The sequence below is a fragment of the Corynebacterium sp. 1103A genome, assembly GCF_055700955.1.
In genome coordinates this window covers 251,980-275,999 of record NZ_JASTTF010000001.1, presented here as the reverse complement: position 1 = coordinate 275,999, position 24,020 = coordinate 251,980, and the positions used below count along the sequence as shown (strand labels likewise).

General features: G+C 63.6%; 26 protein-coding genes. 12 read left to right on the top strand and 14 right to left on the bottom strand.

Annotation, left to right across the window (positions count from 1 at the left end; all coding sequences use genetic code 11):
• Positions 1 to 396 precede the first annotated feature (396 nt).
• Positions 397 to 987: a DUF3558 family protein gene (locus QQS52_RS01270; RefSeq protein WP_472772210.1), complete on the top strand. Its 591-nt coding sequence runs from the start codon at positions 397 to 399 to the stop codon at positions 985 to 987.
• Positions 988 to 1,052: 65 nt separating this feature from the next.
• The gene (locus QQS52_RS01265; RefSeq protein ID WP_472772209.1) at positions 1,053 to 2,798 is read left to right on the top strand and encodes a hypothetical protein; all 1,746 of its coding nucleotides are present in this window, start codon (positions 1,053 to 1,055) and stop codon (positions 2,796 to 2,798) included.
• Between the two features lie 90 nt (positions 2,799 to 2,888).
• On the opposite strand, the gene QQS52_RS01260 is transcribed toward QQS52_RS01265, so the two are convergent.
• The 3 genes from QQS52_RS01260 to QQS52_RS01250 form a co-directional block, all read right to left on the bottom strand.
• A complete protein-coding gene (locus QQS52_RS01260) occupies positions 2,889 to 3,380 on the bottom strand; it encodes a hypothetical protein (RefSeq protein WP_472772208.1) in 492 nt (163 codons plus the stop codon).
• Between the two features lie 44 nt (positions 3,381 to 3,424).
• Complete coding sequence (gene greA, locus QQS52_RS01255) at positions 3,425 to 3,949, bottom strand: transcription elongation factor GreA (RefSeq protein ID WP_472772207.1); 525 nt, start codon at positions 3,947 to 3,949, stop codon at positions 3,425 to 3,427.
• 254 nt (positions 3,950 to 4,203) lie between these two features.
• Positions 4,204 to 4,707 carry a DUF4307 domain-containing protein gene (locus QQS52_RS01250; RefSeq protein ID WP_472772206.1) on the bottom strand — a complete coding sequence of 168 codons (504 nt, stop codon included), beginning with the start codon at positions 4,705 to 4,707 and terminating at the stop codon, positions 4,204 to 4,206.
• A gap of 165 nt (positions 4,708 to 4,872) precedes the next feature.
• Between QQS52_RS01250 and mca the strand changes: the two genes are divergently transcribed.
• Genes mca through QQS52_RS01235 form a run of 3 tightly spaced genes read left to right on the top strand, consistent with a single transcriptional unit; the run spans position 4,873 to position 6,932 of the window.
• Entirely contained in the window at positions 4,873 to 5,763 is an 891-nt protein-coding gene (gene mca / locus QQS52_RS01245) for a mycothiol conjugate amidase Mca (RefSeq protein WP_472772205.1), read from the top strand.
• A gap of 37 nt (positions 5,764 to 5,800) precedes the next feature.
• Positions 5,801 to 6,109 carry a hypothetical protein gene (locus QQS52_RS01240; RefSeq protein WP_472772204.1) on the top strand — a complete coding sequence of 103 codons (309 nt, stop codon included), beginning with the start codon at positions 5,801 to 5,803 and terminating at the stop codon, positions 6,107 to 6,109.
• 52 nt (positions 6,110 to 6,161) lie between these two features.
• Positions 6,162 to 6,932, top strand: coding sequence for an isoprenyl transferase (locus QQS52_RS01235; RefSeq protein WP_070767919.1), 771 nt, complete (start codon positions 6,162 to 6,164; stop codon positions 6,930 to 6,932).
• Between the two features lie 30 nt (positions 6,933 to 6,962).
• Here the strand turns inward: QQS52_RS01235 and coaA are convergent, their stop codons facing one another.
• Positions 6,963 to 7,889: a type I pantothenate kinase gene (gene coaA, locus QQS52_RS01230; RefSeq protein ID WP_472772203.1), complete on the bottom strand. Its 927-nt coding sequence runs from the start codon at positions 7,887 to 7,889 to the stop codon at positions 6,963 to 6,965.
• A 193-nt stretch (positions 7,890 to 8,082) separates the two neighbouring features.
• On the opposite strand from coaA, the gene glyA reads away from it, so the two are divergent.
• Positions 8,083 to 9,384: a serine hydroxymethyltransferase gene (glyA, locus tag QQS52_RS01225; RefSeq protein WP_472772202.1), complete on the top strand. Its 1,302-nt coding sequence runs from the start codon at positions 8,083 to 8,085 to the stop codon at positions 9,382 to 9,384.
• A 47-nt stretch (positions 9,385 to 9,431) separates the two neighbouring features.
• Here glyA and QQS52_RS01220 read toward each other — a convergent pair whose 3' ends face one another.
• Complete coding sequence (locus QQS52_RS01220) at positions 9,432 to 9,776, bottom strand: DUF5997 family protein (protein WP_472772278.1); 345 nt, start codon at positions 9,774 to 9,776, stop codon at positions 9,432 to 9,434.
• An 84-nt stretch (positions 9,777 to 9,860) separates the two neighbouring features.
• On the opposite strand from QQS52_RS01220, the gene QQS52_RS01215 reads away from it, so the two are divergent.
• From QQS52_RS01215 to QQS52_RS01200, 4 genes are all read left to right on the top strand, one after another.
• A complete protein-coding gene (locus QQS52_RS01215; protein ID WP_472772201.1) occupies positions 9,861 to 10,544 on the top strand; it encodes a LysR family transcriptional regulator substrate-binding protein in 684 nt (227 codons plus the stop codon).
• Between the two features lie 120 nt (positions 10,545 to 10,664).
• A complete protein-coding gene (locus QQS52_RS01210) occupies positions 10,665 to 11,312 on the top strand; it encodes an LGFP repeat-containing protein (protein WP_472772200.1) in 648 nt (215 codons plus the stop codon).
• A gap of 251 nt (positions 11,313 to 11,563) precedes the next feature.
• Positions 11,564 to 12,937 (top strand): PhoH family protein, encoded by a 1,374-nt coding sequence (locus tag QQS52_RS01205; RefSeq protein WP_472772199.1) that lies wholly within the window; start codon positions 11,564 to 11,566, stop codon positions 12,935 to 12,937.
• Between the two features lie 81 nt (positions 12,938 to 13,018).
• Complete coding sequence (locus QQS52_RS01200) at positions 13,019 to 13,570, top strand: GNAT family N-acetyltransferase (protein ID WP_472772198.1); 552 nt, start codon at positions 13,019 to 13,021, stop codon at positions 13,568 to 13,570.
• Positions 13,571 to 13,738: 168 nt separating this feature from the next.
• Here the strand turns inward: QQS52_RS01200 and QQS52_RS01195 are convergent, their stop codons facing one another.
• The 5 genes from QQS52_RS01195 to glpX all read right to left on the bottom strand — a co-directional run bounded on the left by QQS52_RS01195 (position 13,739) and on the right by glpX (position 19,161).
• On the bottom strand, positions 13,739 to 15,298 hold the full coding sequence (locus QQS52_RS01195) for an MDR family MFS transporter (protein WP_472772197.1): 1,560 nt from the start codon (positions 15,296 to 15,298) through the stop codon (positions 13,739 to 13,741).
• Entirely contained in the window at positions 15,292 to 15,921 is a 630-nt protein-coding gene (locus QQS52_RS01190; protein ID WP_472772196.1) for a TetR/AcrR family transcriptional regulator, read from the bottom strand. The genes QQS52_RS01195 and QQS52_RS01190 overlap by 7 nt, the downstream gene beginning before the upstream one ends.
• A gap of 98 nt (positions 15,922 to 16,019) precedes the next feature.
• Positions 16,020 to 16,547 carry a hypothetical protein gene (locus tag QQS52_RS01185; protein WP_472772195.1) on the bottom strand — a complete coding sequence of 176 codons (528 nt, stop codon included), beginning with the start codon at positions 16,545 to 16,547 and terminating at the stop codon, positions 16,020 to 16,022.
• Positions 16,548 to 16,626: 79 nt separating this feature from the next.
• The gene (locus QQS52_RS01180; protein WP_472772194.1) at positions 16,627 to 18,027 is read right to left on the bottom strand and encodes a class II fumarate hydratase; all 1,401 of its coding nucleotides are present in this window, start codon (positions 18,025 to 18,027) and stop codon (positions 16,627 to 16,629) included.
• Between the two features lie 114 nt (positions 18,028 to 18,141).
• The gene (gene glpX / locus QQS52_RS01175) at positions 18,142 to 19,161 is read right to left on the bottom strand and encodes a class II fructose-bisphosphatase (protein ID WP_472772193.1); all 1,020 of its coding nucleotides are present in this window, start codon (positions 19,159 to 19,161) and stop codon (positions 18,142 to 18,144) included.
• Positions 19,162 to 19,367: 206 nt separating this feature from the next.
• Here glpX and QQS52_RS01170 point away from each other — a divergent pair, with 206 nt between their 5' ends.
• Positions 19,368 to 19,964 carry a DUF4245 domain-containing protein gene (locus QQS52_RS01170; protein ID WP_472772192.1) on the top strand — a complete coding sequence of 199 codons (597 nt, stop codon included), beginning with the start codon at positions 19,368 to 19,370 and terminating at the stop codon, positions 19,962 to 19,964.
• Here the strand turns inward: QQS52_RS01170 and QQS52_RS01165 are convergent.
• The 3 genes from QQS52_RS01165 to xseA form a co-directional block, all read right to left on the bottom strand.
• Positions 19,945 to 20,304: a hypothetical protein gene (locus QQS52_RS01165; protein WP_472772191.1), complete on the bottom strand. Its 360-nt coding sequence runs from the start codon at positions 20,302 to 20,304 to the stop codon at positions 19,945 to 19,947. The two genes, QQS52_RS01170 and QQS52_RS01165, sit on opposite strands and share 20 nt — an antisense overlap.
• 61 nt (positions 20,305 to 20,365) lie before the next feature.
• The gene (locus QQS52_RS01160; protein ID WP_472772190.1) at positions 20,366 to 20,647 is read right to left on the bottom strand and encodes an exodeoxyribonuclease VII small subunit; all 282 of its coding nucleotides are present in this window, start codon (positions 20,645 to 20,647) and stop codon (positions 20,366 to 20,368) included.
• Positions 20,648 to 20,698: 51 nt separating this feature from the next.
• A complete protein-coding gene (gene xseA / locus QQS52_RS01155) occupies positions 20,699 to 21,940 on the bottom strand; it encodes an exodeoxyribonuclease VII large subunit (protein WP_472772189.1) in 1,242 nt (413 codons plus the stop codon).
• Between the two features lie 85 nt (positions 21,941 to 22,025).
• On the opposite strand from xseA, the gene QQS52_RS01150 reads away from it, so the two are divergent.
• A complete protein-coding gene (locus tag QQS52_RS01150) occupies positions 22,026 to 23,012 on the top strand; it encodes a 4-hydroxy-3-methylbut-2-enyl diphosphate reductase (RefSeq protein ID WP_472772188.1) in 987 nt (328 codons plus the stop codon).
• Between the two features lie 107 nt (positions 23,013 to 23,119).
• Here the strand turns inward: QQS52_RS01150 and QQS52_RS01145 are convergent, their stop codons facing one another.
• Positions 23,120 to 24,010, bottom strand: a complete 891-nt coding sequence (locus QQS52_RS01145; protein ID WP_472772187.1) for a DUF6542 domain-containing protein — start codon at positions 24,008 to 24,010, stop codon at positions 23,120 to 23,122.
• Positions 24,011 to 24,020 lie beyond the last annotated feature (10 nt).

Here is a 24,020-nt window from a genome sequence, read left to right as displayed (position 1 = left end):
ACAAATATGTAATTCCGGGTACCCCCATTTCTTCAAGTTTCAGTTGGGGTAAAAATGAAGTGGGTCACTTTCATGCAGCTTTTAAACCGCTAATGGCCTGCACCTACGCTGTCAACTTTCTGTTAATTGGCTTATTTGACCGAATCCGGGAGAGACGGTTGGAAGAAATAATTTGACGGCTCGGGAAGACAAAACTTTGATGTTCATGCACACTAGGTACCGAGGCCGCCGCTAAGGGGCACGAGGGAGAACCGAAAAGGGACTTCCAAGTGCTTCGCCCCGGTAATAAAAGCCAAGCTCGGGGTAGCTTTTGTTGCTGGGGTGGCGGTCTCACTCGTTGAGGTGGGGCACGCAGAAAGATCGGGGGAACACATGGTTAGAAAGGTACTGAGCAGCGTGGCAGTAGCCGCGGCCTTTCTCGCCGGGGGTTGTTCCGGAATCGGTTTCTCTGAAATCGGTTCGGAGCTTACTGCTGACGATGAGCACAACACCGTTGGTGCCGAGGGGGCGGCGTCCGAGCCCGCGGATGTTGCATCTGAAGCAGAACCCCACAGCTCAAACCCTGAGTCCACTGAGTCCTTGCTTCCCCCATTAGGGAAGCCGGATGTTATGGACCCGGGGTTTGAGCTTTTTAAACCTTGTATGGAAATCACCCGGGAAGAATTCTTGGAGGCCGGATTTGGGCAGCCCGAGGATAGCTACTGGGGAGAGCTAGTTTGTAGTTTCACGGAGGGGAAGGAGCGAGACGTAGTAGTAACTCTGGCTTCGCAAGAGTTTTCTTCTCCGGAGAAAGAGATGAAAGACGACGAAGTCGATGGTCTCTATCTTGAGACGAATAACGAATCGGCGGGGAATTCTTGTATCGCGTATCTGGATACTATCGGAGGGGCAATAGTGTTAGTTAGAACCTCATTAGAAAAAGAAACCACTTCTCAAGTCTGCGAAGGAGTTAAAGCAGGCGTTAAGGGATTGGCGGGTTTAAGCTAATGATTAACATCGATGTCCGTGAGCTCGAGATGGCTTCAGAGTCGATGAGGAGACTTCGAGAAAGCGTGAGCCTTTTAAGTAGTTTCGGTTTCGACGTCTTAGACTTCGGTTTCTCGCCTATTACTGGTGTTGACCGCACGGGGGATATTCACGGTCGGGCGGTGCATATGGACCCGGCGTCGGCGTTTAGTACGTTGGAGAAGTTTGCTGGCCAGTTGGGCTGGATGGCCTCAGTGCTGGGGGATGAGGCGCAGGGCTTCGAGCAGCAGGAAGATGCGAATGCGCATGGGCTGGATATCGCGGATGCCGGCGGGACGGTGAATAAGTCGGTGATGCCGCTTGTTGACCAGCCGGAGCCGGGATACAGCCCGTTTAGTTTTGTGCCGCCGGTGGTTAATACGGGCTCGTCGTTGTTCGGGCTGGTGCAAGGCTTCCTGTTTACGAATATGGGGCGCATTAGCAACACGATTCACCGCTGGCAGCAGTTCGCGTCGCGGGTCAATGGGATTTCGACTGAGATGGAAGCGCTGGCCGGGCAGTTGCAATCGCGAAACCAATCGGAGACCACGGACCGGGCGGCGGCCAAGATTCGGGAGGTTGCGGCCACGGGCCGCCAGTTCGCGGCTAATGCTACGGTCATGGCGGGGAAAAACTCCAACATGTTGGCAGGACTGCAAGCCGACCAGGTGGTGGCGTCAGCGGATTGGGGCAAGCTTCTGGCTATCCCAGACCCGGCGGCGCGGAAGGCGGTGGAGCGGGCACTGCTGATGAAACACCAGGGGATTTTGCAGAATATTGTGCTGCAATCCATGCCGATTCAGCGCAGTCTGATGGACCAGGCCCCGGCCAGTGGTGGCGGGGATTTGCAACTGGGAATGGGCGCCGTGGAGGGTAACGGACAGCGCTATTCCACTGAGGGGGTGACCCTGCCGAGGCAGATACAGGAGCTGATGAACCGCCCGGGTGTGGGGCCGGGTTCCTTCGAGGTCGCCGACGGGCAGATTAGTGCGGTCGACGGCGTGGGATTGGATCCGGCGACGCGGCAGGAGATGCGCGACGCCGTCCAGCGCAGCGGCCAGTGGTTGGCTGACCAAGGGCTCATTCCGGCCGGGGAATCGGCGCTGCGCGGGGAACAGCTGATGACGCAGGCGGCGAACGTGGCCGCACCGAGTGCGCCGGGTGCGGTGACGCCGGGCGCATCGGCAGCAGGTGGCGCGGCGATGCCGGCCGGTGGCCTGACAGGCGCGCCGACAACCGTCACCCCGGCCGGGGCGTGGGCCGGTGCACCCGGGGCTGGTCTGGCTGGTGCCGGCGCAGGCCAAGGCCTGGCGGGAGGCAACCGCGGGACGGCGTTCCTGCCGGGCAGCGCTTTCGGCGGGATGACGTCGGCGGCGCCGGGCGCAGCCGGCAATGGGGCAGCGGGTGCGCGTGGGGCCTTGCGCGGCGGGCTGCCGGGAGCGGCCGGTCTGTCCGGTGCCCCGGGAGGCGCAGTGCCGGGGGCGGCAGGTAGTGGCCTGGGCTCGGGTGCCGGGGCAGGTGCGGGCGCCGGTGGCTCTTATGGGCAGAGCCCGGCGCAGCAGGCCAACAAGGCCGTGGCGGGGGCGTCGCAGAATGGTCGCTCCGGTGGCATCGGCCGCGGGATGGCGCCGATGATGGGCATGCACCGCGGCGGAAACGGCCCCAAGGACTCGTCCCGGGCGGTGCGTGCGGTTGTCACCGAGGTCGAAAAAGACCCGAACCGGCGGGCACTGCTGGGCCAGCGGCCGGCGGTCGTCCCCGGGGTCATTGGTGCCTGGGTTCGCGAGGACTAGGCCAAATTGGGGGCCCTATTTTGGCACGAAAAACCGCCCCGCCGGAGTGCTTGGATGCTCCAGCGGGGCGGTGGTATCTGTTTCGGGCGATTAGTTCCCGCCGACTACTTCACCGTCAACGGTAATCTCGGTGAAGGTCAAGCCCTGCGGGGACTCGGCGGGCTTGGAGAGGCCGACCTCGACCTCTTCGGTGTTGGCACCGCCGGCGCGGGTGCCGGTGCCGCGGGCGGAGTCATTATCCCACTCGGTCCAATCGATGTCGGTCACGGAGTCGCTGGCATCCTCACAATCCAGGGTGATGGAATTCGGCTCAGCGACGGCGATGGACTCGCAAGTCAGGTGGCGAGGCGCACCGGCCGCGGCCAGGGAAGGCTGAGCCGAGGTCGGCTCAGCGGTGGCGCTGGCGGCAGAGCCTGCGCCGGACTCGGCGGCGGAGCTGGACGGCTCAGCGCGGTCGGTAAAGGTCGAGGCGTTGTCGATCTTTTCCTCGGACGGGTTCTCGTGCGGCGGGTGGCAGGCAGCCAGACCCAGGGCAGAGACTACGGCGAGTCCGGCAGTAGCGAGGCGGGAAAACTTCTTCATGGGGAGTGCTCTTTTCTGAATCAGGGGAATCGCACAAATTTGGATTAAGACTGCTGGCGCGGGGTAGCGGCCTTAGCAGAATCATACGGCTTGGCCGAGAGGATCGTGACCGAATTGGTTTTACCGCTCGGAGCGGAGTACTCGCGGGTCTCGCCCTCTTGAGCGCCTAGGATGGCAGCGCCCAGCGGGGACTGCTCAGAGTAGGTCTCCAAGTCCTTGTTGTCGGAGGCGGCAGCGCGGGTACCGATCAGGAAGGTTTCCTTATCGTCCTCGTCGCCGTTGTAGTACACGTGTACCACGGAACCGATGTGGGCCACGCCCTCCTCAACGCCGGAGCGCTCCGTGGTGGAGTTCGCCAGAACTTCGGAGATCTGCTTGATGCGGGCCTCTTCCTGGTCCTGCATCTCACGTGCCGCGTCGTATCCGGCGTTCTCCTTGAGGTCGCCCTCTTCGCGGCGCTCGTTGATCTCGGCGGCAACGACGGGGCGGTGATCGATAAGCTCCTGGAGCTCTGCCTCCAGCTTGGCCTTGGTTTCCGGCGTGATGTACTGCTTTTGCTGTTCAGCCATGGTGCACCTTCCCTAAATTCATCTCAGATTGTTCACCGCGCCATTGCCTGGCCGGTGGAATAATGGTGGGGCCGGCCGGTGACAAAGAATAAGGCGCGGTCGACCCACGTAGCGCCCCGAATTTTAGCACAGCGGCTACTGCGCTCTAGGTCGCGTCCCCCAAGACTGGGGCCGAGGTCGGCCCCGGGCAGAACGGAGCTGGGTACATGCCGGAACCGTGCCGCGGCGATGGTGCGGCGGCGGGGAAGCCGAGGTTATTCGGCGTATTCGGGGTGGTCGACGTCGAGGTAGGCCGGGATCTGGCTCGAGCAGCCGTAGACGCCGCCGGCGACGGCGCGGTCGTTGGTGGGGATATCAACCGCGATGCGCATGCTTTCCTCGTCGTTGGCGGGGATGGGGAACTCGCGCCGGCCGACTTCCGCCTTGGAGTAGTCGTAGGCCTGGACGATGCAGTAGGCGGCCTCATCCGGTGAATTGCGGGTCACATCGGCCCACACGCGTAGGGTGTGATCGTCCCGAATCTCGTGGGTGACGTAGGAGATTTCCGCGTTGACCTTTTCCTGCTGCATGAAATATTGCACGCCGTAGAAGATCATGGCAAGCACGATCGCCGCAATGACCAGGGCGATTGCCTTGCCCGTGAAATCCTTCGGGGCGGTGCGGGGGCGGGTGCCGCCGTAGCGGGCCGACAGATCCGTGCTCGTGGGCCGTGCTGCCGATGCCCCACGCGGGGCGCGCTGGTCTCCTCCGGAACTCATGAGGCACAGTCTAGTCAGAGTGGTCGGCGTTCGGGAATTCGCTGCCATCGCTTAGGATAGATCCGCATAGGCTCAGCCAGGCCGCAGCACCCGCCCCGCGCGGGCTGGTAGCGCGGCCCGGCCCGGAGCCCGACGATAAATCTACGATTGAGGATGTTTTAGCACGTGACTGGATTGCGTCTGTTAGCTATTCACGCCCACCCGGATGACGAGTCATCGAAGGGCGCGGCCACCACCGCCAAGTACGCCGCCGAAGGCGACGAGGTCCTGGTGCTCACCTGTACGGGTGGTGAGCGCGGCGACATCATCAACCCGGCTATGGACAGGCCGGGTATCAAAGAGCGGATGAAGCAGGTCCGCCAAGAGGAAATGGCCGCCGCCGCCCAGGCGCTGGGGGTCAAGCACCACTGGCTCGGGCACGTGGACTCCGGGCTGCCTGGGGATCCGTGGACCGAGGACATCCAGGCCCTGCTTCCGGAGGGCTGCTTCGCCGCGCTGGATGATGCCGTCGTGGCAGCGGAATTCGTCCGCGTTATCCGCTCCTTCCGCCCGCACGTTATCGTCACCTACGACGAGAACGGTGGCTACCCGCACCCGGACCACCTGATGGTGCACCGGGCATCGATGCTCGCGTGGGAAAAGGCCGGGGATCCGGACTGCCGCCCGGATCTCGGTGAGGCCTGGGAGCCGTTGAAACTGTACTACTCCCATGGGTTTATCTACCAGCGCATGAAGATCTTTCACGAGATGCTGCTGAAGGAAGGCAAGACCAGCCCCTACGCGCCCATGATGGCGCGCTGGGACGAGGGCTTCGGCGATATTATGGCCAGGGTTACCACGCAGGTAGAATGTAGTGAGTACTTTGCCAACCGCGAGGCAGCCCTGCGGGCACACGCGACGCAAATTGACCCGGCCGGCGCTTTCCTTGCCACCCCGGTTGCGGTGCAGCAGAAATACTGGCCGACCGAGGAATTCGAGCTGGCGCGCACGCGGGTGTCTACGTCGCTGCCGGAAAACGACTTGTTCGCCGGGGTTTCCGCGGACGGTAATTTTTAATCTATCGGGCATTTCTAACCAGGAGGACGAAGCCTAGATGAGTATCAGCGACCACGTGATTTACGCCGCCACCGACCCCAGCCTCATGCTGCTGGCCCAGGGCGGCTCCGACGGCCCGGTGGGCCCGGAATTCGGTAAGGCCTCGCCCATCGGCCTGCTGATCCTCGCCGTCATGGGCGTCTTCGTCATCATGGCCGGGTGGTTTTTCCATCGCCGCTACTCGCGCTTCCGCCGCCGCACTCTCTTCGCCGAGGCGCACGGCATCGATCCCTTCGACAAGGAAACGCTGGACGCCGCCATGGAAGAGGCCGGGGTGCTGGACCACCGCAAGTCCTCGAAATTCTAGACATTCAATTGCATTTGACTTGAGAGAGTGATTAGCCAGCTACACTAAGGGCGTGAATTTCGTGCCAGCTTTGCTCTACCCGCTCTACGAAGCCCGGCTCCTGCGGGGGCTCAAGGGCAAACCCCAGCCTAAGCACGTCGCGATTATGGCGGACGGCAACCGCCGGTGGGCCCGGGAAGCTGGTTTTACCGACATCAGCCACGGGCACCGGCAGGGTGCCAAAAAGATTGGCGAGATGATCTCCTGGTGCGCCGACACCGAGGTGGAAGTTGTCACTATCTATCTGCTGTCGACGGAAAATCTTAAGCGCCAAGAGGCCGAGGTCAAGCTTCTCTTCGACATCATCTCGGACGTAGTAGAGACCCTGTCGACCGGGGACTTAGGCTGCCAGGTCCGCCTAGTCGGCCACCTAGATCTGCTGCCGGACCCCGTAGTCGAGCGCATGCGGCAGGCGGCGGAGAAGACGCAGAAGAACTCGGGGGTCATCGTCAACGTGGCCGTTGGCTACGGCGGGCGCCAAGAGATCGTGGACGCCGTGCAAGACTTAGTGCGCGCGGAGGCTGCGCAGGGCACCACGGCGGAGGAGATGGCCGAGCGGGTTACCGCCGAGTCCATCTCGCACCACCTCTACACCAAGGGCCTTCCGGACCCGGACCTGGTCATCCGCACCTCCGGGGAGCAGCGCCTGTCCGGCTTCCTGCTATGGCAGGCGGCCTATTCCGAGATCTGGTTCACGGACACGTACTGGCCGGCCTTCCGCAAGCTTGACTTCCTCCGAGCGCTGCGCGACTACTCGCAGCGCTCCCGCCGCTTCGGTAAGTAGCCCGGCAGAGTTTTTTAGCGCGCGGCGTTTTTATAGCTTGCGCATGCGCACCTGCTCGACCAGGTGGTTCGGCCCCTTGGTGAGCACCAAGGAGGCCCGCACGCGGGTGGGCAGGATGTTTTCTACCAGGTTGGGCAGGTTAATCGACTGCCAAATCTCGCGGGCTTGGGCCGCGGCCTCGGGGTCTTCGAGCCCAGCGTAGTGGGCGAAGTGCGCGCCCGGCTTACGGAAGGCGGTGTGGCGCAGCCGCAGGAAGCGATCGATGTACCACTGCTCGATGACGCTGGTGCGGGCGTCGACGTAGACCGAGAAATCAATCAGGTCGGAGACCATCAGCGTCGGGCCGGTCTGCAGCACGTTGAGGCCCTCCAGGATAAGAATGTCGGGCTGCTCGACGACCTGGTGCTCGTCCGGCAGGATGTCGTAGACCACGTGGGAATAAACCGGGGCCTTGACCTGCGCGGCGCCGGACTTGACCTCGGTGACAAAGCGTAGCAGTGCGCGCCGGTTGTAAGACTCGGGATAGCCCTTGCGCTGCATCAGGCCGCGCTCTTTGAGAACCTTGGTGGGGTAGAGGAATCCGTCGGTGGTTACCAGGCTGACTTTCGGGTGGTGCGCCCAGCGCTGCAGCAGCACCTGGAGCAGGCGCGCGGTGGTGGACTTGCCGACGGCCACGGAGCCGGCCACCCCGATCACGAACGGCACGTTGGCCGGGGGATTGCCCAGGAATTGTTCGGTGGCGGCGGTGAGCTTCTGCCGGGCCTCGACCTGCATATGGATAAGACGCGACAGCGGCAAGTAGACCTCTGCGACCTCGTTGAGATCGATGTTCTCGCCCAAGCCGGAGAGCTTGGCTACCTCTTCTTCTGTCAGCACCTGGGGCATGGATTTGCGCAGCTCGCGCCAGGAATCACGGTCGAAGTTCAGGTAGGGGCTGGGGTCATGCGTGCGCGCCATGACACCCATTGTTCCAAAGCTCCCTCCAACCGGGTGTAAACGGGTAGCGGGAAAGGCCGAACTAAACGAGAAAGTACGCACTTTCGTTAAGATAAGTAGCGCGCCTAATACAACCCCGGGGCGTTTGGTTCTCGAACGTGCTGGGGAGTGGCGGGTGAGTATAGCCCCACAAGGAAGGTACGGAAGAATTTCTATGACTGCTTCGAATAACGCGGACGTTCGCTACCAGGAGCTGCGTGACCTGGATCCGGACACGCATGCGGCGATTACTGGTGAGCTTGCCCGGCAGCGAGACACCCTCGAGATGATTGCCTCTGAGAACTTCGTCCCGCGCGCGGTCCTACAGGCCCAGGGCTCGGTGCTGACCAACAAGTACGCGGAGGGCTACCCGGGCCGCCGCTATTACGGCGGCTGCGAGCACGTCGACGTGGTCGAGGACCTGGCCCGCGACCGCGCCAAGGAAATCTTCGGCGCGGAGTTCGCTAACGTGCAGCCCCACTCCGGCGCCCAGGCCAACGCTGCGGTGCTGGCCGCGCTGGCGGAGCCCGGCGACAAGATTCTCGGTCTGTCCCTGGCCCACGGCGGCCACCTAACCCACGGCATGAAGCTGAACTTCTCCGGCAAGCTCTATGACGTTGCTGCCTACGAGGTGGACCCGGAGACCATGCGCATCGACATGGACAAGCTGCGCGAGCAGGCCTTGGAGGTCAAGCCGAAGGTCATCATCGCCGGCTGGTCCGCCTACCCGCGCACCCAAGATTTCCAGCGTTTCCGCGAAATCGCCGATGAGGTCGGCGCCTACCTGTGGGTGGACATGGCGCACTTCGCTGGCCTGGTCGCCGCCGGCCTGCACCCGTCGCCGGTGCCGTACGCGGACGTGGTCACCACCACTGTTCACAAGACCCTGGGCGGGCCGCGCTCCGGCATGATCCTGGCCAAGCAGGAGTTCGCCAAGAAGCTGAACTCGAACGTCTTCCCGGGCCAGCAGGGCGGCCCGCTGATGCACGTCATCGCGGCCAAGGCCATCGCCATGAAGATCGCCGGCACGCCGGAGTTCAAGGAGCGCCAGGAGCGCACCCTGGAGGGCGCGAAGATCATCGCTGAGCGCCTGATGCAGGACGACGCCAAGGCCGCGGGCATCGACGTGCTCACCGGCGGCACCGACGTGCACCTGGTGCTGGTCGACCTGCGCAACTCGGAGGTCGATGGTCAGCAGGCCGAGGACCTGCTGCATGAGGTCGGCATCACCGTCAACCGCAATGCTGTGCCGAACGACCCGCGCCCGCCGATGGTGACCTCGGGCCTGCGCATCGGCACGCCGGCGCTGGCCACCCGCGGCCTGGACGCCGCGGCCTTCACCGAGGTCGCCGATATCATCGCCACCACCCTGGTGGATGGCGATAAGGCTGACAAGCAGGCGCTGCGCGCCCGTGTGGAGGAGATTACCAAGCAGTTCCCGCTGTACGAGGGACTCGAGGACTGGAAGCTGCTCTAAGGATTTAAGTCCTTTAGCTAGGCCCAATAAGGGCCTAGCTGCAGTTTCTATTCGGACGCCTCGTCGGCGCCCAAGTGTTCGTCGCGTTCCTGGGCGTGCTGGGTGCGCGCGGCGCGCAACCACTCGGGCTGGTTTTCCAGCAGCTCCTTGATCTGAGCGGTGGTCAGCGGGGCGTCCATGTCGTTCTTTTTCAGCGAGGTCACCGAAATGCCTAGCTTCTGGGCGACGACGGGGCGCGGATGCGGGCCCTCGCGGCGCAGGGTGGCCAGCCACTGCGGGGGATTGTGCTGGAGCTCGCGGAGCTCGGCGTGGGTTATCGCGCCAGTTTGGAAGGACTCCGGGGTAGCCGGCAGGTAGATACCAAGCTTTTTGGCCGCGGTCTGCGGGCGCATGGCGGTGCCGGAAGGCTGCTGCGGGGAATCTTTTTGGTAATCAGTCACAAAGATAACGGTAGCACTTTCGCTAGGATAAGGGCCATGTTGCGCCTAGCATTTGCCACCGGCACGGAGCCGGGAAAGTGGTTTCGTCGGTTCCGGGAAAACACCGCCCACGGGGGCCTGGAGACGCTGGATGCTGACGACGCGCTCGCTACCTTACTGTCTGGGGACGCCGACCTCGCCCTAGCGCGGGTGCCGGCGGCCGGGGACGAGCGCATCGACAGCTCCTTCCACGTGGTGCGCCTGTACGCCGAAGCCCCCGGCGTGGCTGTCCCGAAGGACTCGGTCTACGCCGAGGTCGGCGAGGACGTCCGCGAGGAGGACGTTGCGGACGAATACCTTAACTATCGCATCCCCAACTCCGGGCTCGTGGACGTCGAGGCCGTGCGTACCGGGCTGCAGGTGGTCGGCGCCAACGTGGGGATCGTTATCGCTCCGCGCCCGCTGCTGAAGGTGCTGTCGAAAAAGCAGGTAGTGCCGCTGGGGCTGGTGGACGCCGAGGTGCCGCGCACGGAGATCTGCCTGGTATGGAAGAAGGACCGCGACGCCGACGATATCCAGGACTTCGTGGGCGTGGCGAAGGGGCGGACGAAGAACTCCTCCCGCCAGGAAAAACCGAAGCGCAGTGCCCGGAAGAAGGCCAAGGCCAAGCAGGCCCGGCGGCTCGGGCGTTCGTTACCCAAAAATAAGAAATCCTCTGACCAGCATAAACGGCGCAAATAGTTTGACTGAATCCCATAATTTCTGGCTAAAGTTTGGGATAATTGTTGAAAAACTCTGAATGGGTTCTTACGGTGGAAGTTGCTGTTAAAGCGCATTTATCTACGAAAGTGAGGATTGACCATGAACAAGATTTCTCGTCGGGTGGTTGCCGGCCTGGCAGCCGCCACCCTGTCCTTTGGCGTAGTTGCCTGCTCCGACGCTGAGAACGCCGCTAACGACGCCAAGGACACCGCCGGCTCCGCCGCCAACGACGCCACCGAGGCCGCCGGCTCCGCCGCCAACGAGGCCATCGACTCCAACGATGACGACGGCGACGACAAGGGCGAGTCCAACGGCGACGACAAGGGCGACAACGCCGATGACAAGGGCTCCAACGGCGACAAGAAGGCCGTGACTACCGGCGCCGGCGAGAAGGAAGTTCCGGCTGATTTCGCCTCCGCCATCGAGGACAAGACCTCCGAGTGGGGCGAGCCGAAGGACATCACCGAGGGTGAGAACGGCTCCGTTGCCACCTTCGACGATGACAAACTGCTGGCTTACTCCGCGGAGACCGGTGCCCAGCCGGTCATTGGCAAGATCGCTGAGACCTGGACCGCCGAGGGTGGCGTCGACAGCAAGGTCGGCCTGCCGACCGCTCCGGAGCAGCGCGACGACGATGACGACGACGGCTTCGAGGGCTGGAAGCAGAGCTTCACCCAGGGCAGCATCGAGTGGGACTACGACGATGGCCACGGCCAGTACGAGGCTGACGTCGACGTCGACGACTAATACCTAGCCGCGCCTTTAGCTGGCGCGCTGATGCACCACCCGCGGGAAGCGGCGGCAATTGTGGCCGCGGCCCCGCGGGTTTAGTGATTGCTCAGGCAGGCGTGGCCGCGATGTCGCGGCTAGTTTGACTAAAGTTCATCTTTCACCCATGTAATTTCAACCTAGCCGGCCTACATTGGGTGGTGTCCGCACGGGCCGGGCACCACTGGTTCGTGATTGACCGCCAATTTTTAAGGGAGCACCTTAAAGCCATGACCTATCCGACCACGACCTCCATCCTTCCGCTTGCCGACGCCCATCTTGACGCCTCCGTCAAGACCAAGACTTACGTGCTGGATACTTCCGTACTGTTGTCTGACCCTTGGGCGCTGAAGAAATTCGCCGAACACGACATCGTCCTGCCGGTTGTTGTTATTTCGGAGCTGGAAGGAAAACGTCATCACCCAGAGCTTGGCTGGTTCGCCCGCCAAGCTCTTCGTCATTTGGAGCAGCTGCGCGTCGCCTATGACCACCTCGATCAGCCGGTCCCGGCCAACGAAGAGGGCGGCACCCTCCGTGTGGAGCTGAACCACCAAGACCAATCCCTTCTGCCGGCCGCCTTCCGCGGCCCGGAGGGGGACCACCGGATTCTGGCCTGCGCGCTCAACTTGGCGCACGAGGGCAAGGAGACCGTGCTGGTGACGAAGGACGTGCCGCTGCGCGTGAAGGCCGGCGCCGTGGGACTGCCTGCGGACGAGTACCACGCGCAGGACGTCGTGCTGACCGGGTACACCGGGATGGCGGACGCGGCCGTGTCGGGCGAGGTGATTGACGAACTCTATCGCGATGGGGAAGTCGTGATTGATGACGTGCGCACCCGCGAGGGAACGCCGTTGGCCGAGCTGCCGGTGCACTGCGGCGTGAAGCTGTGGGCCGGCCAGCAGGCGGCGCTGGGGCGCGTGGCCGAGGACGGTTCCGTCCAGGTCGTGCGCGGGGACGCCAACGCCTTCGGCCTGCAGGGCCGCTCGGCGGAGCAGCGAATCGCCCTGGACTTGTTGCTGGACAACTCCGTCGGGATCGTCTCTGTCGGCGGCCGCGCCGGCACCGGCAAGTCGGCGCTGGCGCTGTGCGCCGGGCTGGAAACCGTGCTGGAGCGTGGCGAGCACCGCCGGATCGTGGTCTTCCGCCCGATGTACGCGGTCGGCGGCCAGTCGCTGGGCTACCTGCCGGGCTCCGAATCGGAGAAGATGAACCCCTGGGCGCAGGCCGTCTACGACACCCTGGACGGGCTGGTCTCCGAAAACGTCATGGACGAAGTCCTTGACCGCGAGCTCATCGAGGTCCTCCCGCTGACCCATATCCGCGGCCGGTCCCTGCACGACTCCTTCGTCATCGTAGATGAGGCGCAGTCGCTGGAGCGTAACGTGCTTTTAACCGTGCTTTCTCGCCTGGGTCGCGGGTCGCGCGTCGTGCTTACCCACGACGTCGCCCAGCGCGACAACCTGCGCGTCGGGCGCCACGACGGCGTGCAGGCCGTCATCGAGAAGCTCAAGGGACATCAGCTCTTCGCACACGTGACCTTGCAGCGTTCGGAGCGTTCTGCCATCGCGGAATTGGTCACGGATTTGTTGGAAGGTGACCACTAAAGAAGCTGGTAAGCGCTTTATTAACGGGTTTGTTAGAAGCCGACTGGCGCGGAAAAACAACTGCAAGGAATAATGGGCAGCATGTCTAAAAAGTCGTTCAATATTCGTCCGTTCCGGACAAACGATTACCCACAGATGATGCACATTTACGAGGAGGGCCTGAACACGGGCCACGCCACGTATGAAACGACGGCATTGTCACTCGAGCAATTCACCAACGCCAAGATCTCGTCGACTGTTTTTGTCGCCGTCGAAGAAGACGATGACAACAAGGTGATCGGCTGGGTTTCGGCCGCCCCGATTTCCTCCCGTTCCGTCTTCCACGGGGTGGTGGAAGACTCCATCTACGTCGATCCTTCGGCGCAGGGCCGTGGCGTGGCCGGGGCGTTGCTGGACAAGCTCATTGAGGTCTGCCAGGAGCTGCACAAGTGGGCCATCCACGCGTGGATCTTCCCGGAAAACACCGGCTCGGCCAAGCTGCACGAGTCCCGGGGCTTTGCCAAGGTAGGTACCTATTCCCACTTGGCGAAGATGACCTACGGCGAGCTCGCTGGCCAGTGGCGCGACACCGTCGTCTACGAAAAGCTGCTGCCCAAGCCGGATGCCCCGGGCACCGCGCCCGCTGAGGACTAGCTCCGCTCAACCGCAACTGAACGCAACGCGTCCCTACCTTAGGTAGGGACGCGTTTTGTTTTTAGTACTTGCTGGAAGGGAAGCGAAAAACACAATGGCCACCCTCGCCGCGGCTGGAAGAAGGTGCGGCGAGGGTGACCATCGTTGGCATGGGAGTAGGTAAACGGTTTAGGAGATGGTCTCCTTGAGGTGTTCCTCGCGTAGCGGCAGCAGGAGCAGCAGGGCGATGATGGCCATCGGGACCATCAGCAGGATGACGGGCGTCAGGCCGTCGTTGTACGAATTAAGGATGGCGTCCTTGACCGGGCCGGGAAGGTTAGCTACCAGGCTCGGGGTCAGAGAGTTAGCGCCGCCGCCATTCTCGCTGAACTTCTGGGCCATAGCCGCGCCCTGTTCACCCATCTGGGCGAAGGCCTTGGGCAGGCGGGTGGCCATCTCGTTCTGCATGTTGTGGATGAACATGGAGCCGACCAGGGATGCGCCCAGCGCGGAGCCGATCTGGCGGAAGAAGTTGTTCGCCGCGGTCGCGGTGCCGACTTGGGACAGCGGGAAGGAGTTCTGGACGATAAGGACTAGCACCTGCATGACCAAGCCCAGGCCGACGCCGAAGACCAAGAAGCGCACGCCCAGCTGGGGCAGGGAAGTCTTAACGGTCAGCTGGGAGAGCCAGTAGAGGGCGCCGGCGGTGATCGCTAGGCCGACGATCGGGTAGATTTTGTAGCGGCCGGTCCGGGAGATGACAAAGCCCACTGCGGTAGAGGTGCCGATAAGGCCGACCATCATCGGGATCATCATCAGGCCCGCTTCGGTCGGGGTGAGGGTGTGGACCATCTGCAGGTAGGTGGGCATATAACCCAGCACGCCGAACATCGCCAGGCCCAGGACCATGCCGGAGGCGGTGGTCAGCACCATGTTGCGGTTCTTAAACAGGTGCATCGGGATGAGCGGCTCAGCGGCCCGCAGCTCAACCAGTACGACCAGGATGGCGCCGATGACCGTGGTGGCGGCAAGCCCCAGGATGATCGGATCGGACCACTCGTACTCGGTGCCGCCCCAGGTGGTCATGAGGATCAGGCTGGCGGTGGTGATGGCGATGAACGTCGCGCCCAGGGTGTCGAACTTCTGCAGGTTCTTCTCACCGACGCGCAGGTGGAGCACGGCGATGCTCACGCCCATGGCCAAAATGCCCAGCGGGATGTTCATCCACATGCCCCAGCGCCAGCCGGGGCCGTCGGTGAACCAACCGCCCAGCACCGGGCCGAGCACGGAGGACAGGCCGAAGACGCCGCCCATGATGCCCATGAACTTGCCGCGCTCCCGGGAGGAGGTCACCTCGGCCACGATGGCCTGGGAAGAAATCATCATGAAGCCGGCGCCGAAGCCCTGGACGGCGCGGCTGATGATAAGCAGCGTCATGGAATTGGCGAAGCCGCCGATGGTGGAGCCGACGACGAAGGTGAAGGTACCTGCGATGTAGATCCACTTGCGGCCCCTCTGGTCGCCCAGCTTGCCGGAAATCGGCATAGCGATGGTCATTGTGACCAGGAAGGCGGAAATAACCCAGCTCATGTGGTCGACGCCGCCGAGCTCGCCCACGATGGTGGGCAGGGCGGCGGAGAAGATCATCTGGCCGAGCGAAGACATCAACATTGTCAGGACGAGCGCGCTGAAGATGAGGCCGAGGTTATCGGCGCTCTTTTTACCCGCGTGGGGGCTTGCAACTACCATGCCAGGCCTTTCGCATAAGAAGTAAGAATTTGTGCAGAATGGCGAAGATTTTCCGTCAAGGTTTTATCAGTGGAGTAGAAGTCCGCGGTGGCTACCAGCCACAGCGACTCCCGCAGTAGGGAGGCAATGAGCGCGGCTTCGCACCGCGGGGACATACTCGGGTTTTGTTTATCACCCGGGTTGTTCTCCAAGCGCTTCTGGATGAGCTCGCGCAGCTCCTTGGCCTTGGCCCTCTTGCGGGCGAAGGACTCGGCGGCTGCCTCGCTGTCTTGGGCAATTCTTTGACGGCGCGCGTGGATTTCCGGGCGATCGTAGTGATCGTCGATGTGCGTGGCGATGAGGGTGAGGCTAAGCTCCAGCACGTTGTCGGTGGGAGTGGTAAGGAACCACTCGGTCAGCTCAGGGGCGAATTCCTGGGAAGGGCTCCCCATGACCGCCGAGGCTTTGGAGTCGAAGTAATTAAAGAAGGTGCGCCGGGAAATGCCGGCATCCGCACAGATCTCTTCTACCGTGACCGCCCCGAAGCCGTGTTCGTCCACGAGCTTGGTGGCGGAGTCTTCGATCCGGCGCCGGGTCTTGCGGCGCTTTTGTTCACGTAGTCCTACACGGTCATCGTCTTGCACGGAGTGTAACTTTACACGCGGTGCAAGTTTGCACCAAGTGCAAGCACTATGATTTCTGGAGAATTCTTGGCCGAGTGTGGTCGGCATTACGCATCGGTCTATTCGGCGGTCAGCGTGCCTAGGACCAGGGCGGCATCAGCAGCCGTCTCAAGTGGGGTATAGGTCGCGCGTAGGGCGTTGCCGGTGGACTCAAAAGCCCAGGTTCCCTCCGCTTCGCACCGCCCGGCGAGGGTCTCGGCGTCGAAGGAGACGCGGGAGCCGTCGGCCACCGGATCGAAAAGGTAGACTTGGCAGTTCTGGTCCGGGTAGGTCACGATCCCGGTCTGCCCGGTCAGCGCGGCCACCGCGGTCCAGGTCCCCTTAGCGGAGCCTTCCTCGCTCAGCTCGCCGTAAAACATGCCGCGGGCCGAGGCTGAGTCTGGTTTGGCGTCGAGTTCGAAGCTGCCGCCCGTGCCGTCGTGGGCGGAGGGGAGGGAAAACGGTTCCGGCTCGCTGGGGGACGGCCTGAAGAAGTAAGCCGTAACGGCGGCGAGCAGCGCGAGCACTATCACGGACACCCCGGCGAAGATGAGGCGGCGGCCGGTGCGGCGGGACTCGCGATAGCGCGTGAAGGTGTCGGCAGGCATGGCAAAAGCATAACGCCTCCCGTCGGTCCTAGGTGGACCGGTGGGAGGCGTGGGTGGGTGGGAAAGCCCTAGGGGAACCTTAGAAGTTGTCGCGATCGGTGTTGGCCATGTCCAACACGTTCAGGCGACGGTCGAGCTCCTCCTCCGTGAGGTTCTCGCCGTCGACGAAGCCCAGATTAATGACGGCCTCGCGCACAGTGATCTTCTCGTTCAGAGCGTGCTTGGCGGCCTTCGCGGCGTTCTCGTAGCCGATGGCGGAGTTCAGGGGGGTGACAATCGAGGTAGAAGACTCAGCGAAGTTCTTCATGCGCTCCTCGTTGGCGGTGATGCCGTCGACGCACTTCTCGGCGAAGACGCGGCCGGTGTTGGCCAGCAGGCGGGCGGATTCCAGCACGTTACGCGCCATCATCGGGATGAAGACGTTGAGCTCGAACTGGCCCTGGGAACCGCCGAAGGCAACGGCGGCGTCGTTGCCGATGACCTGGGCGGAGACCTGGGTGGCGGTCTCGCACAGGACCGGGTTGACCTTGCCCGGCATAATCGACGAGCCCGGTTGCAGATCCTTCAGGTGGATCTCGGACAGGCCGGTCAGCGGGCCGGAGCCCATCAGGCGGATGTCGTTGGCAATCTTATACAGGCTCACGGCCACGGTGCGCATGGCGCCGGAGAACTCCACTAGGGAGTCGCGGGCAGCCTGCGCCTCGAAGTGGTTGTGGGCCTCCTGCAGTTCTTCCAGACCGGTGAGCTTCTTAAGTTCCTCGGTGACCTTCGCGCCGAAGTCGGCGGAGGTGTTCAGGCCGGTGCCGGTGGCGGTGCCGCCGATGGCCAGCTCACCCAAGCGCGGCAGGGTGGCCTTGATGCGCTCGATCCCGAGCTCGATCTGGCGGGCGTAGCCGCCGAACTCCTGGCCCAGGGTGACCGGGGTGGCGTCCATCAGGTGGGTACGACCGGACTTGACGACGCCCTTCCACTCCTGTGCCTTCTTGGTCAGGGACTCGTGCAGGACCTCCAGGCCCGGGATGAGGTCGTTGACGGCCTCGTAGGTAGCCGCCACGTGGGTGGCCGTCGGGAAGGTGTCGTTGGAGGACTGTCCCATGTTGACGTGGTCGTTCGGGTGGACCTCGACGCCGGCCTTCGCGGCCAAGGAGGCGATGACCTCGTTGGTGTTCATGTTGGACGACGTGCCGGAGCCGGTCTGGAAAACGTCGATCGGGAAGGCGTCGTCGTGCTGGTTGTCAGCAATCTCCTTGGCGGCGGCGATGATGGCGTCAGCCTTATCCGCAACCAAGGCGCCGGAGTCCTTGTTGACCTGGGCGCAGGCTGCCTTCAGAAGGCCTAGGGCGCGGATCTGGGCGGACTCGAGACCACGGCCGGAAATCGGGAAGTTATCCACCGCTCGCTGGGTCTGGGCGCGCCACAGGGCGTCCTTCGGGACCTGAACTTCGCCCATCGTGTCGTGTTCGATGCGGTACTCAGTCATGTAAACCTCGTCTTCCTTAAGCTGGATTAATTGAGCTGTTGAAAACTGCGTTACAGCCACCTTCCAGTATGACAAAAAGCACGCCGGAGGGTGGCTGTGTTGAATATGTCCGGTTTATTCGTTGGGATCCGAGTAGTCGACCACGGAGTATTCCCGCAGCTTGGACATCTGGTGGATCGAGTCGATGTAGCGGATGGTGCCCGACTTCGAGCGCATCACCAGCGAGCGGGTGGTGGCCGAGTGGGCTCGGTAGGACACGCCGCGCAGCATGTCGCCGTTGGTCACGCCGGTCGCGGCGAAATAGCAGTTCTCGGAGGAGACCAGGTCATCATTGGTCAGCACGCGGTTTAGGTCGTGGCCCGCGGCCTTGGCCTTCTCCGCCTCCTGCTCGTCCTTCGGCCACAGCTGGCCCTGGATCTCGCCGCCCATACACTTCATGGCGCAGGCGGTGATGATGCCCTCCGGGGTGCCGCCGATGCCCATCATGATGTCGATGGAGTTGCCATCCTGGGCAGCGGCGATGGCGCCGGCGACGTCGCCGTCCATGATGAGGCGCACCTTCGCGCCGGCGGCGCGGATCTGAGAGATCAGATCCTCGTGGCGCGGGCGGTCCAGGACCACGACGGTGATGTCCGATGGGCGCAGGTTCTTGGCCTTGGCCACGGCGTTGATGTTGTCTTCGACGGAAGCGCTGATGTCGATGTGGCCCTTGGCCTCCGGGCCAACGGCGATCTTCTTCATATAGAACACGGCTGAGGGGTCGTACATGGTGCCGCGCTCGGCAGCGGCGATGACGGAAATCGCGTTCGGGCGGCCCTCGGCCATCAGGCGGGTGCCGTCGACTGGATCCACCGCGATGTCCATCGCCGGGCCCTCGCCGGTGCCGACCTCCTCGCCGTTGAAGAGCATCGGTGCCTCGTCTTTTTCGCCCTCGCCGATGACAACGACGCCTTCCATGGACACGGAGTTAATGAGCTTGCGCATCGCGTCCACGGCGGCGCCGTCACCTTCGTTCTTCTGTCCGCGGCCAACCCACCGGCCCGAAGCCAGGGCGGCGGCTTCGGTCACCCGCACCAGCTCCATGGCTAGGTTGCGATCTGGTGCCTCCGGGGTTCCAGCGTGAGAATTCGACATCGAGGAGATTACCTTCCTTTTAATGCTGTGAGGATGTGAAAATTATCCATCTTCTATTATCCACGCCGATAGCCATTTCCACCCGCGGTACGCCCTACCTTTGGGGAAACGCCCCCGAAAGTGGGAAGAACCGCGCCAGGCGACGAATGTAGGGGGCCGGGCAGAGGGTTTTTCTTATCGCGTTGCCAACTGCCATACTGGAGGGCGTGCCTGCAGAGAATAAACCCAAGCTTTTCGAGGGCGGCAAGGACATGATCCTGTCGCTGGGCGTGACCGTGATTGCGATGTTGGCGGTCGTCGGTGCGACCGGCCTGTGCACGGTCAACCCGGAGGACTCGCCGCATGCCGAGGTCACCGAGGTGGACGCGGAGAACTTCCTACGCATGGAGACCCAGGCCACCGGCGTGCCGGCCCGCCTGCCGCAGCTGCCCGACGGGTGGTACGCCAACTCCGCCCGCCGCGGCCAAGTCGCGGGTCAGCCCGCCCCCATCGTCGGCTTCGTTACCGCCGAGAAGGGCTACCTGCAGGCCACCCAGACCACCGTCGACTACGACGAGGCCCGCCGCGGCTACGACGGCAACTATCGCGAGCTGACCGATACCGCGGTGATCGATGGCCAAACCGTGGAGATCTACACCAGCGACGACAACGACGTCCGCGATCTGTGGGTCACCGACCTAGGCGACGTGCGGCTTATGGTCTCCGGCTCTGCTAACGATGCCGACTACCGCACCCTCATTTCCGCCATCGTCGACGCCGAGCCCGTCGGCGAGGTGGCCGCGTCTAGCGGCGAGCAAAAGTAACGGTCTCCAGGCGGTCGCTAAATTCCACGCTCACGCCCGGGCCCTGGGCCAGCTGTGCTAGCTCGTTCTGGGTCAGCCCGGTCAGCTTTTCCTTGGCCTGGAAAACATCGATCTTTTCCCGGCTTAGCTGCGGCTTGACGATGACGTCTGCGACTCCGCCGTCCTCGAAGGTCAGCGCGATCGCGCCGTTGAAATAGCTGATGACGTCGCCGGCGGCCTGGTGGGCCGGGCCGAAGAATTCCTCGACCAGCGCGCGGGAATCACCGAAAAAGATCGCCCCGGCCGATCCGGAGGCGGAGACGAAGTCGACGCGTTCGCCCGGGTAACCATAAATCTGCAACGTGGTGCCTTTCTATCGTTTTTTAACTAGCTAGCTCTATAGCCTCAAGCATTAGTGGGGCTTAGTCCGCCGGGTCAGCCGGCTCCTCGCCCTCGGCATCTGGGTCGTTGCCCAGTGCCTTCTCCACGCGGCGGGCGGCGCCGTCGAGGTGAGACTCGCAGGCCTTGGCCAGAGCCTCGCCGCGCTCCCAGTACTTCAGCGACTCGTCCAGGCTCATCTGGCCGAGCTCCAAAATCTTGACGGTCTCGATGAGCTCGTCGCGGGCCTGCTCGTAGGTCAGTTTCTCCACGGGCGGGAAAGCGTCGTCGCCGGCCTGGCCGGTGCCGATGGTGTCTTCGTTCATGCTGGTCTGCCTTTCTTAATGGGGGCGTAAGTTGCGGGTTTTAGGTCGTGGCTAGTCGGCCGGCTTGGCGGCCATCGCCGCGGCGGTAACGGAACCGTCGGCGACGCGGATGCGCAGCTGCGAGCCGGGCGGGGACTGCTGGTAGGAGGTGACCACCTCGGGCCCGCTGCCGTCGCGGGGCAGGACCTGGACCACGGAATAGCCGCGCTGCAGGGTCGCTGCCGGCCCGAGCGCCGAGACCTGGGCGCGCAGGGCGCTGACCTGGTTGTTTTCGCGGTCGAGCAGGTATTTAACGTCGCGGCGCATGGCGGCCTTCGCACGGTCGATCTCCTCGCGGCGCGCGGTGATGGGGGAGAGGGGAGCGGCCAACACCGGGCGGGAGCGGATATTGGCCAGGCCGCGGCGCTGATTGTCCACCCAGCCGCGCAGCGCGCCGGCCATGCGCTGGCGGGCCTCGTTGATAAGCGCTTTTTCCTCCATGACGTCGGGCACGACGCGCTTGGCCGCGTCCGTCGGGGTAGCCGCCCGCAGGTCGGCCACGTTGTCGAGCACCGGGTTGTCCGGCTCGTGGCCGATGGCGGAGACCACCGGGGTAGCCGCGGCCGCCACGGCACGTTGTAAGGCCTCCTCAGAAAACGGCAGCAGGTCCTCAACCGAGCCGCCGCCGCGGGCGATGATGATGACGTCTATTTCCGGATCCCGGTCCAGCTGCTGCAGGGCGTCGATGACCTCCGGGACGGTAGAGCGCCCCTGCACGGCCGTGTTGATGACCCGGAACTGCACGGCCGGCCAGCGGTCCTGGGCCACGGAGATGACGTCGCGTTCGGCCGCGGATCCGCGGCCGGTAATCAGGCCGACCTTGACCGGTAGGTAGGGCAGGCGCTTCTTGCGGGCCGGATCGAAAAGCCCCTCGGCGGCCAACTGCTTGCGCAGCATCTCGATGCGGGCGAGTAGCTCACCCAGTCCGACGTGGCGGATCTCCGTCGTCCACAGTGAAAAGCTGCCGCGGCCGGCGTAGAAGGCCGGCTTACCGCGGATGATGACGCGGTCGCCGTCCTTGAGCGGGGTCGGCAGGGAGCGGATCAGGTTGGTGGGGCAGGTTAGCTGTACCGACTTTTCCTGCTCGACGTCGCGCAGGGTCAGGTAGGATAGCTTCCAGCTATTCTTGACGTTGATCTGGGTCAGCTGGCCCTCGACCCAGAGGAAGCCTAGCCTTTCGATCCACCCTTTGACTTGGTCGTTGACCTTGCCCACCGGCCACGGAGTATCCGGGGTATTCGCCGGTGCGTTCATGTGTGAGCTTCCTCCCGTTCTGCCGTGATTATAGGCGTTTGCACCCAGTCTATTGTTTTGCAGTGGATTTCGTTATTCTGGGGGCATGACTGATGCTGGAAAGAATGTGCTTCTCGCGGCCCCGCGCGGGTACTGCGCCGGTGTGGACCGCGCGGTGGAGACGGTAGAAAAGGCGCTGGAGAAATACGGCGCCCCGATTTACGTGCGCAAGCAGATTGTGCATAACCGCTACGTGGTGGAATCCCTGGCCGAGCGCGGGGTGGTCTTCGTCGACGAGGCATCCGAGGCCCCTGAGGGTGCGCACTTGGTCTTCTCTGCGCACGGTATTTCCCCGGCCGTTCGCCAGGAGTCCCAGCAGCGCCGCCAGCTGACCCTGGATGCGACCTGCCCGCTGGTGACCAAGGTGCACAAGGAGGTCCAGCGTTTCGAGCGCGACGGCTACCACATCCTCCTGGTGGGCCATAAGGGCCACGAGGAGGTCGAAGGAACCGCCGGCGAGGCCCCGGAGATTACCCACTTGGTCGACGGCGTGGAAGGCGTGGCGGAGCTGCCGGAGTTCCTCCACGACGAAAAGCTCGTGTGGCTGTCCCAGACCACCCTGTCGGTCGATGAGACCATCACCATCGTCAACAAGCTGCGCGAGCGCTTCCCACACCTGGAGAACCCGCCGTCAGACGATATCTGCTACGCCACGCAGAACCGTCAGGAGTCGGTGAAGGCCATCGCCCCGAAGTGCGACCTGATGATCGTGGTCGGCTCCCGCAACTCCTCGAACTCGGTCCGCCTAGTTGAGGTGGCCCTGGACGCGGGCGCGAAGGAGTCGCACCTGATCGATTTCGCCAAGGAGATTGACGAGTCCTGGCTAGATGGCGTGCAGACCGTCGGCGTGACCTGTGGCGCCTCCGTTCCGGAGCTGCTGGTCCGCGAGGTGCTCGAGTACCTCGACGAGCGCGGCTACAGCGACGTCGAACAGGTAACCACCACCACTGAGACCATCCAGTTCGCCCTTCCGCGTGAACTGCGCCCGGCTCGTACCAAGGCAGCCAAGGAAACCACAGCAAACCAGTCTTAGACCCACCGCCCCAGTACCGGGGCACAACTAAAACGGCGAGGCAGTCACATTGATCGGAAGTGACTGCCTCGCCGGTGGTATGTATCGTGCCGCATCTAACCCTTCGCCTAGTCGTCGTAGAGGTTGTCGTCGCGGGAGGGATTTTGCCGTACGCGGCGCGCCTGGGACTGGGCTTGAGACTTCGGCGGGTACTGGCGCGACGTCTGAGCCGGGCGGCTGGTGGCCTCGCCGTAGCGGGGAAGGGAGGAGCCCGGGCCACCCGCGCGGCGGTTGGGATCCGGGCGGTAGGCCTGCTGGTTGGCCTGCTCCTGCCGGCGCTGTTCGCGGTCGCGCTCGCGGACGCGGCCACCCCGCGGGGCGGGCTGCTCGGAGCCCTGCCCGGACCTGCGGCCCAGCGGGATATTGCCGGCCTGGGCGCGGCGCTTTTGCTCCTCGTTGCGAGCGATGAGCTCGGCCACGGTGAGCCGGCTACTGCGCTCGCGGGCCCGGGCCCTGGTGTCGCGGTTGCGCTTGTCTGCGGCGGCCTCAGCCCGGCGGGCGACCTGGGCCTTCTCGTTTTCCGCTCGGGCGTTAGACCGAAGCCGCCACAGCCGGAAGGCCATGATGGCGATAGACGCCAGCGTGGTCAGGAAGAACGGAATGAAGTGCTCCAGGAACGGGAAAGCGCCGGTGACCAGGGCAGTGGTAGAAAACGCCGAGGCCCCCTCGCTGGCCCCGCCCTGTGTCACTAGCCAGCCGCAGAGCAGCGTGAAGACAGTGAAAAGGAGCGGGGAAGTGGCCACGGTCAGGTACAACCCCCGCGGGGCCACGGTGCAGGTGACAGCCAGAACGCTAACGATGTAGCAGAGCAGGTACGGCCACCCCAGGTCCCCGAAGAGGAGGGACAGGAGAAGCCCGGTGGTCAAAGCCGCAGCGACGATAGCAATTGCCATGCCGAGCGGCAGCCCACCGCGGGCCGTTCGAGCCTGGGTTTTATGAAAAGCGTTCGCATGTGACACGGGGCGTTAT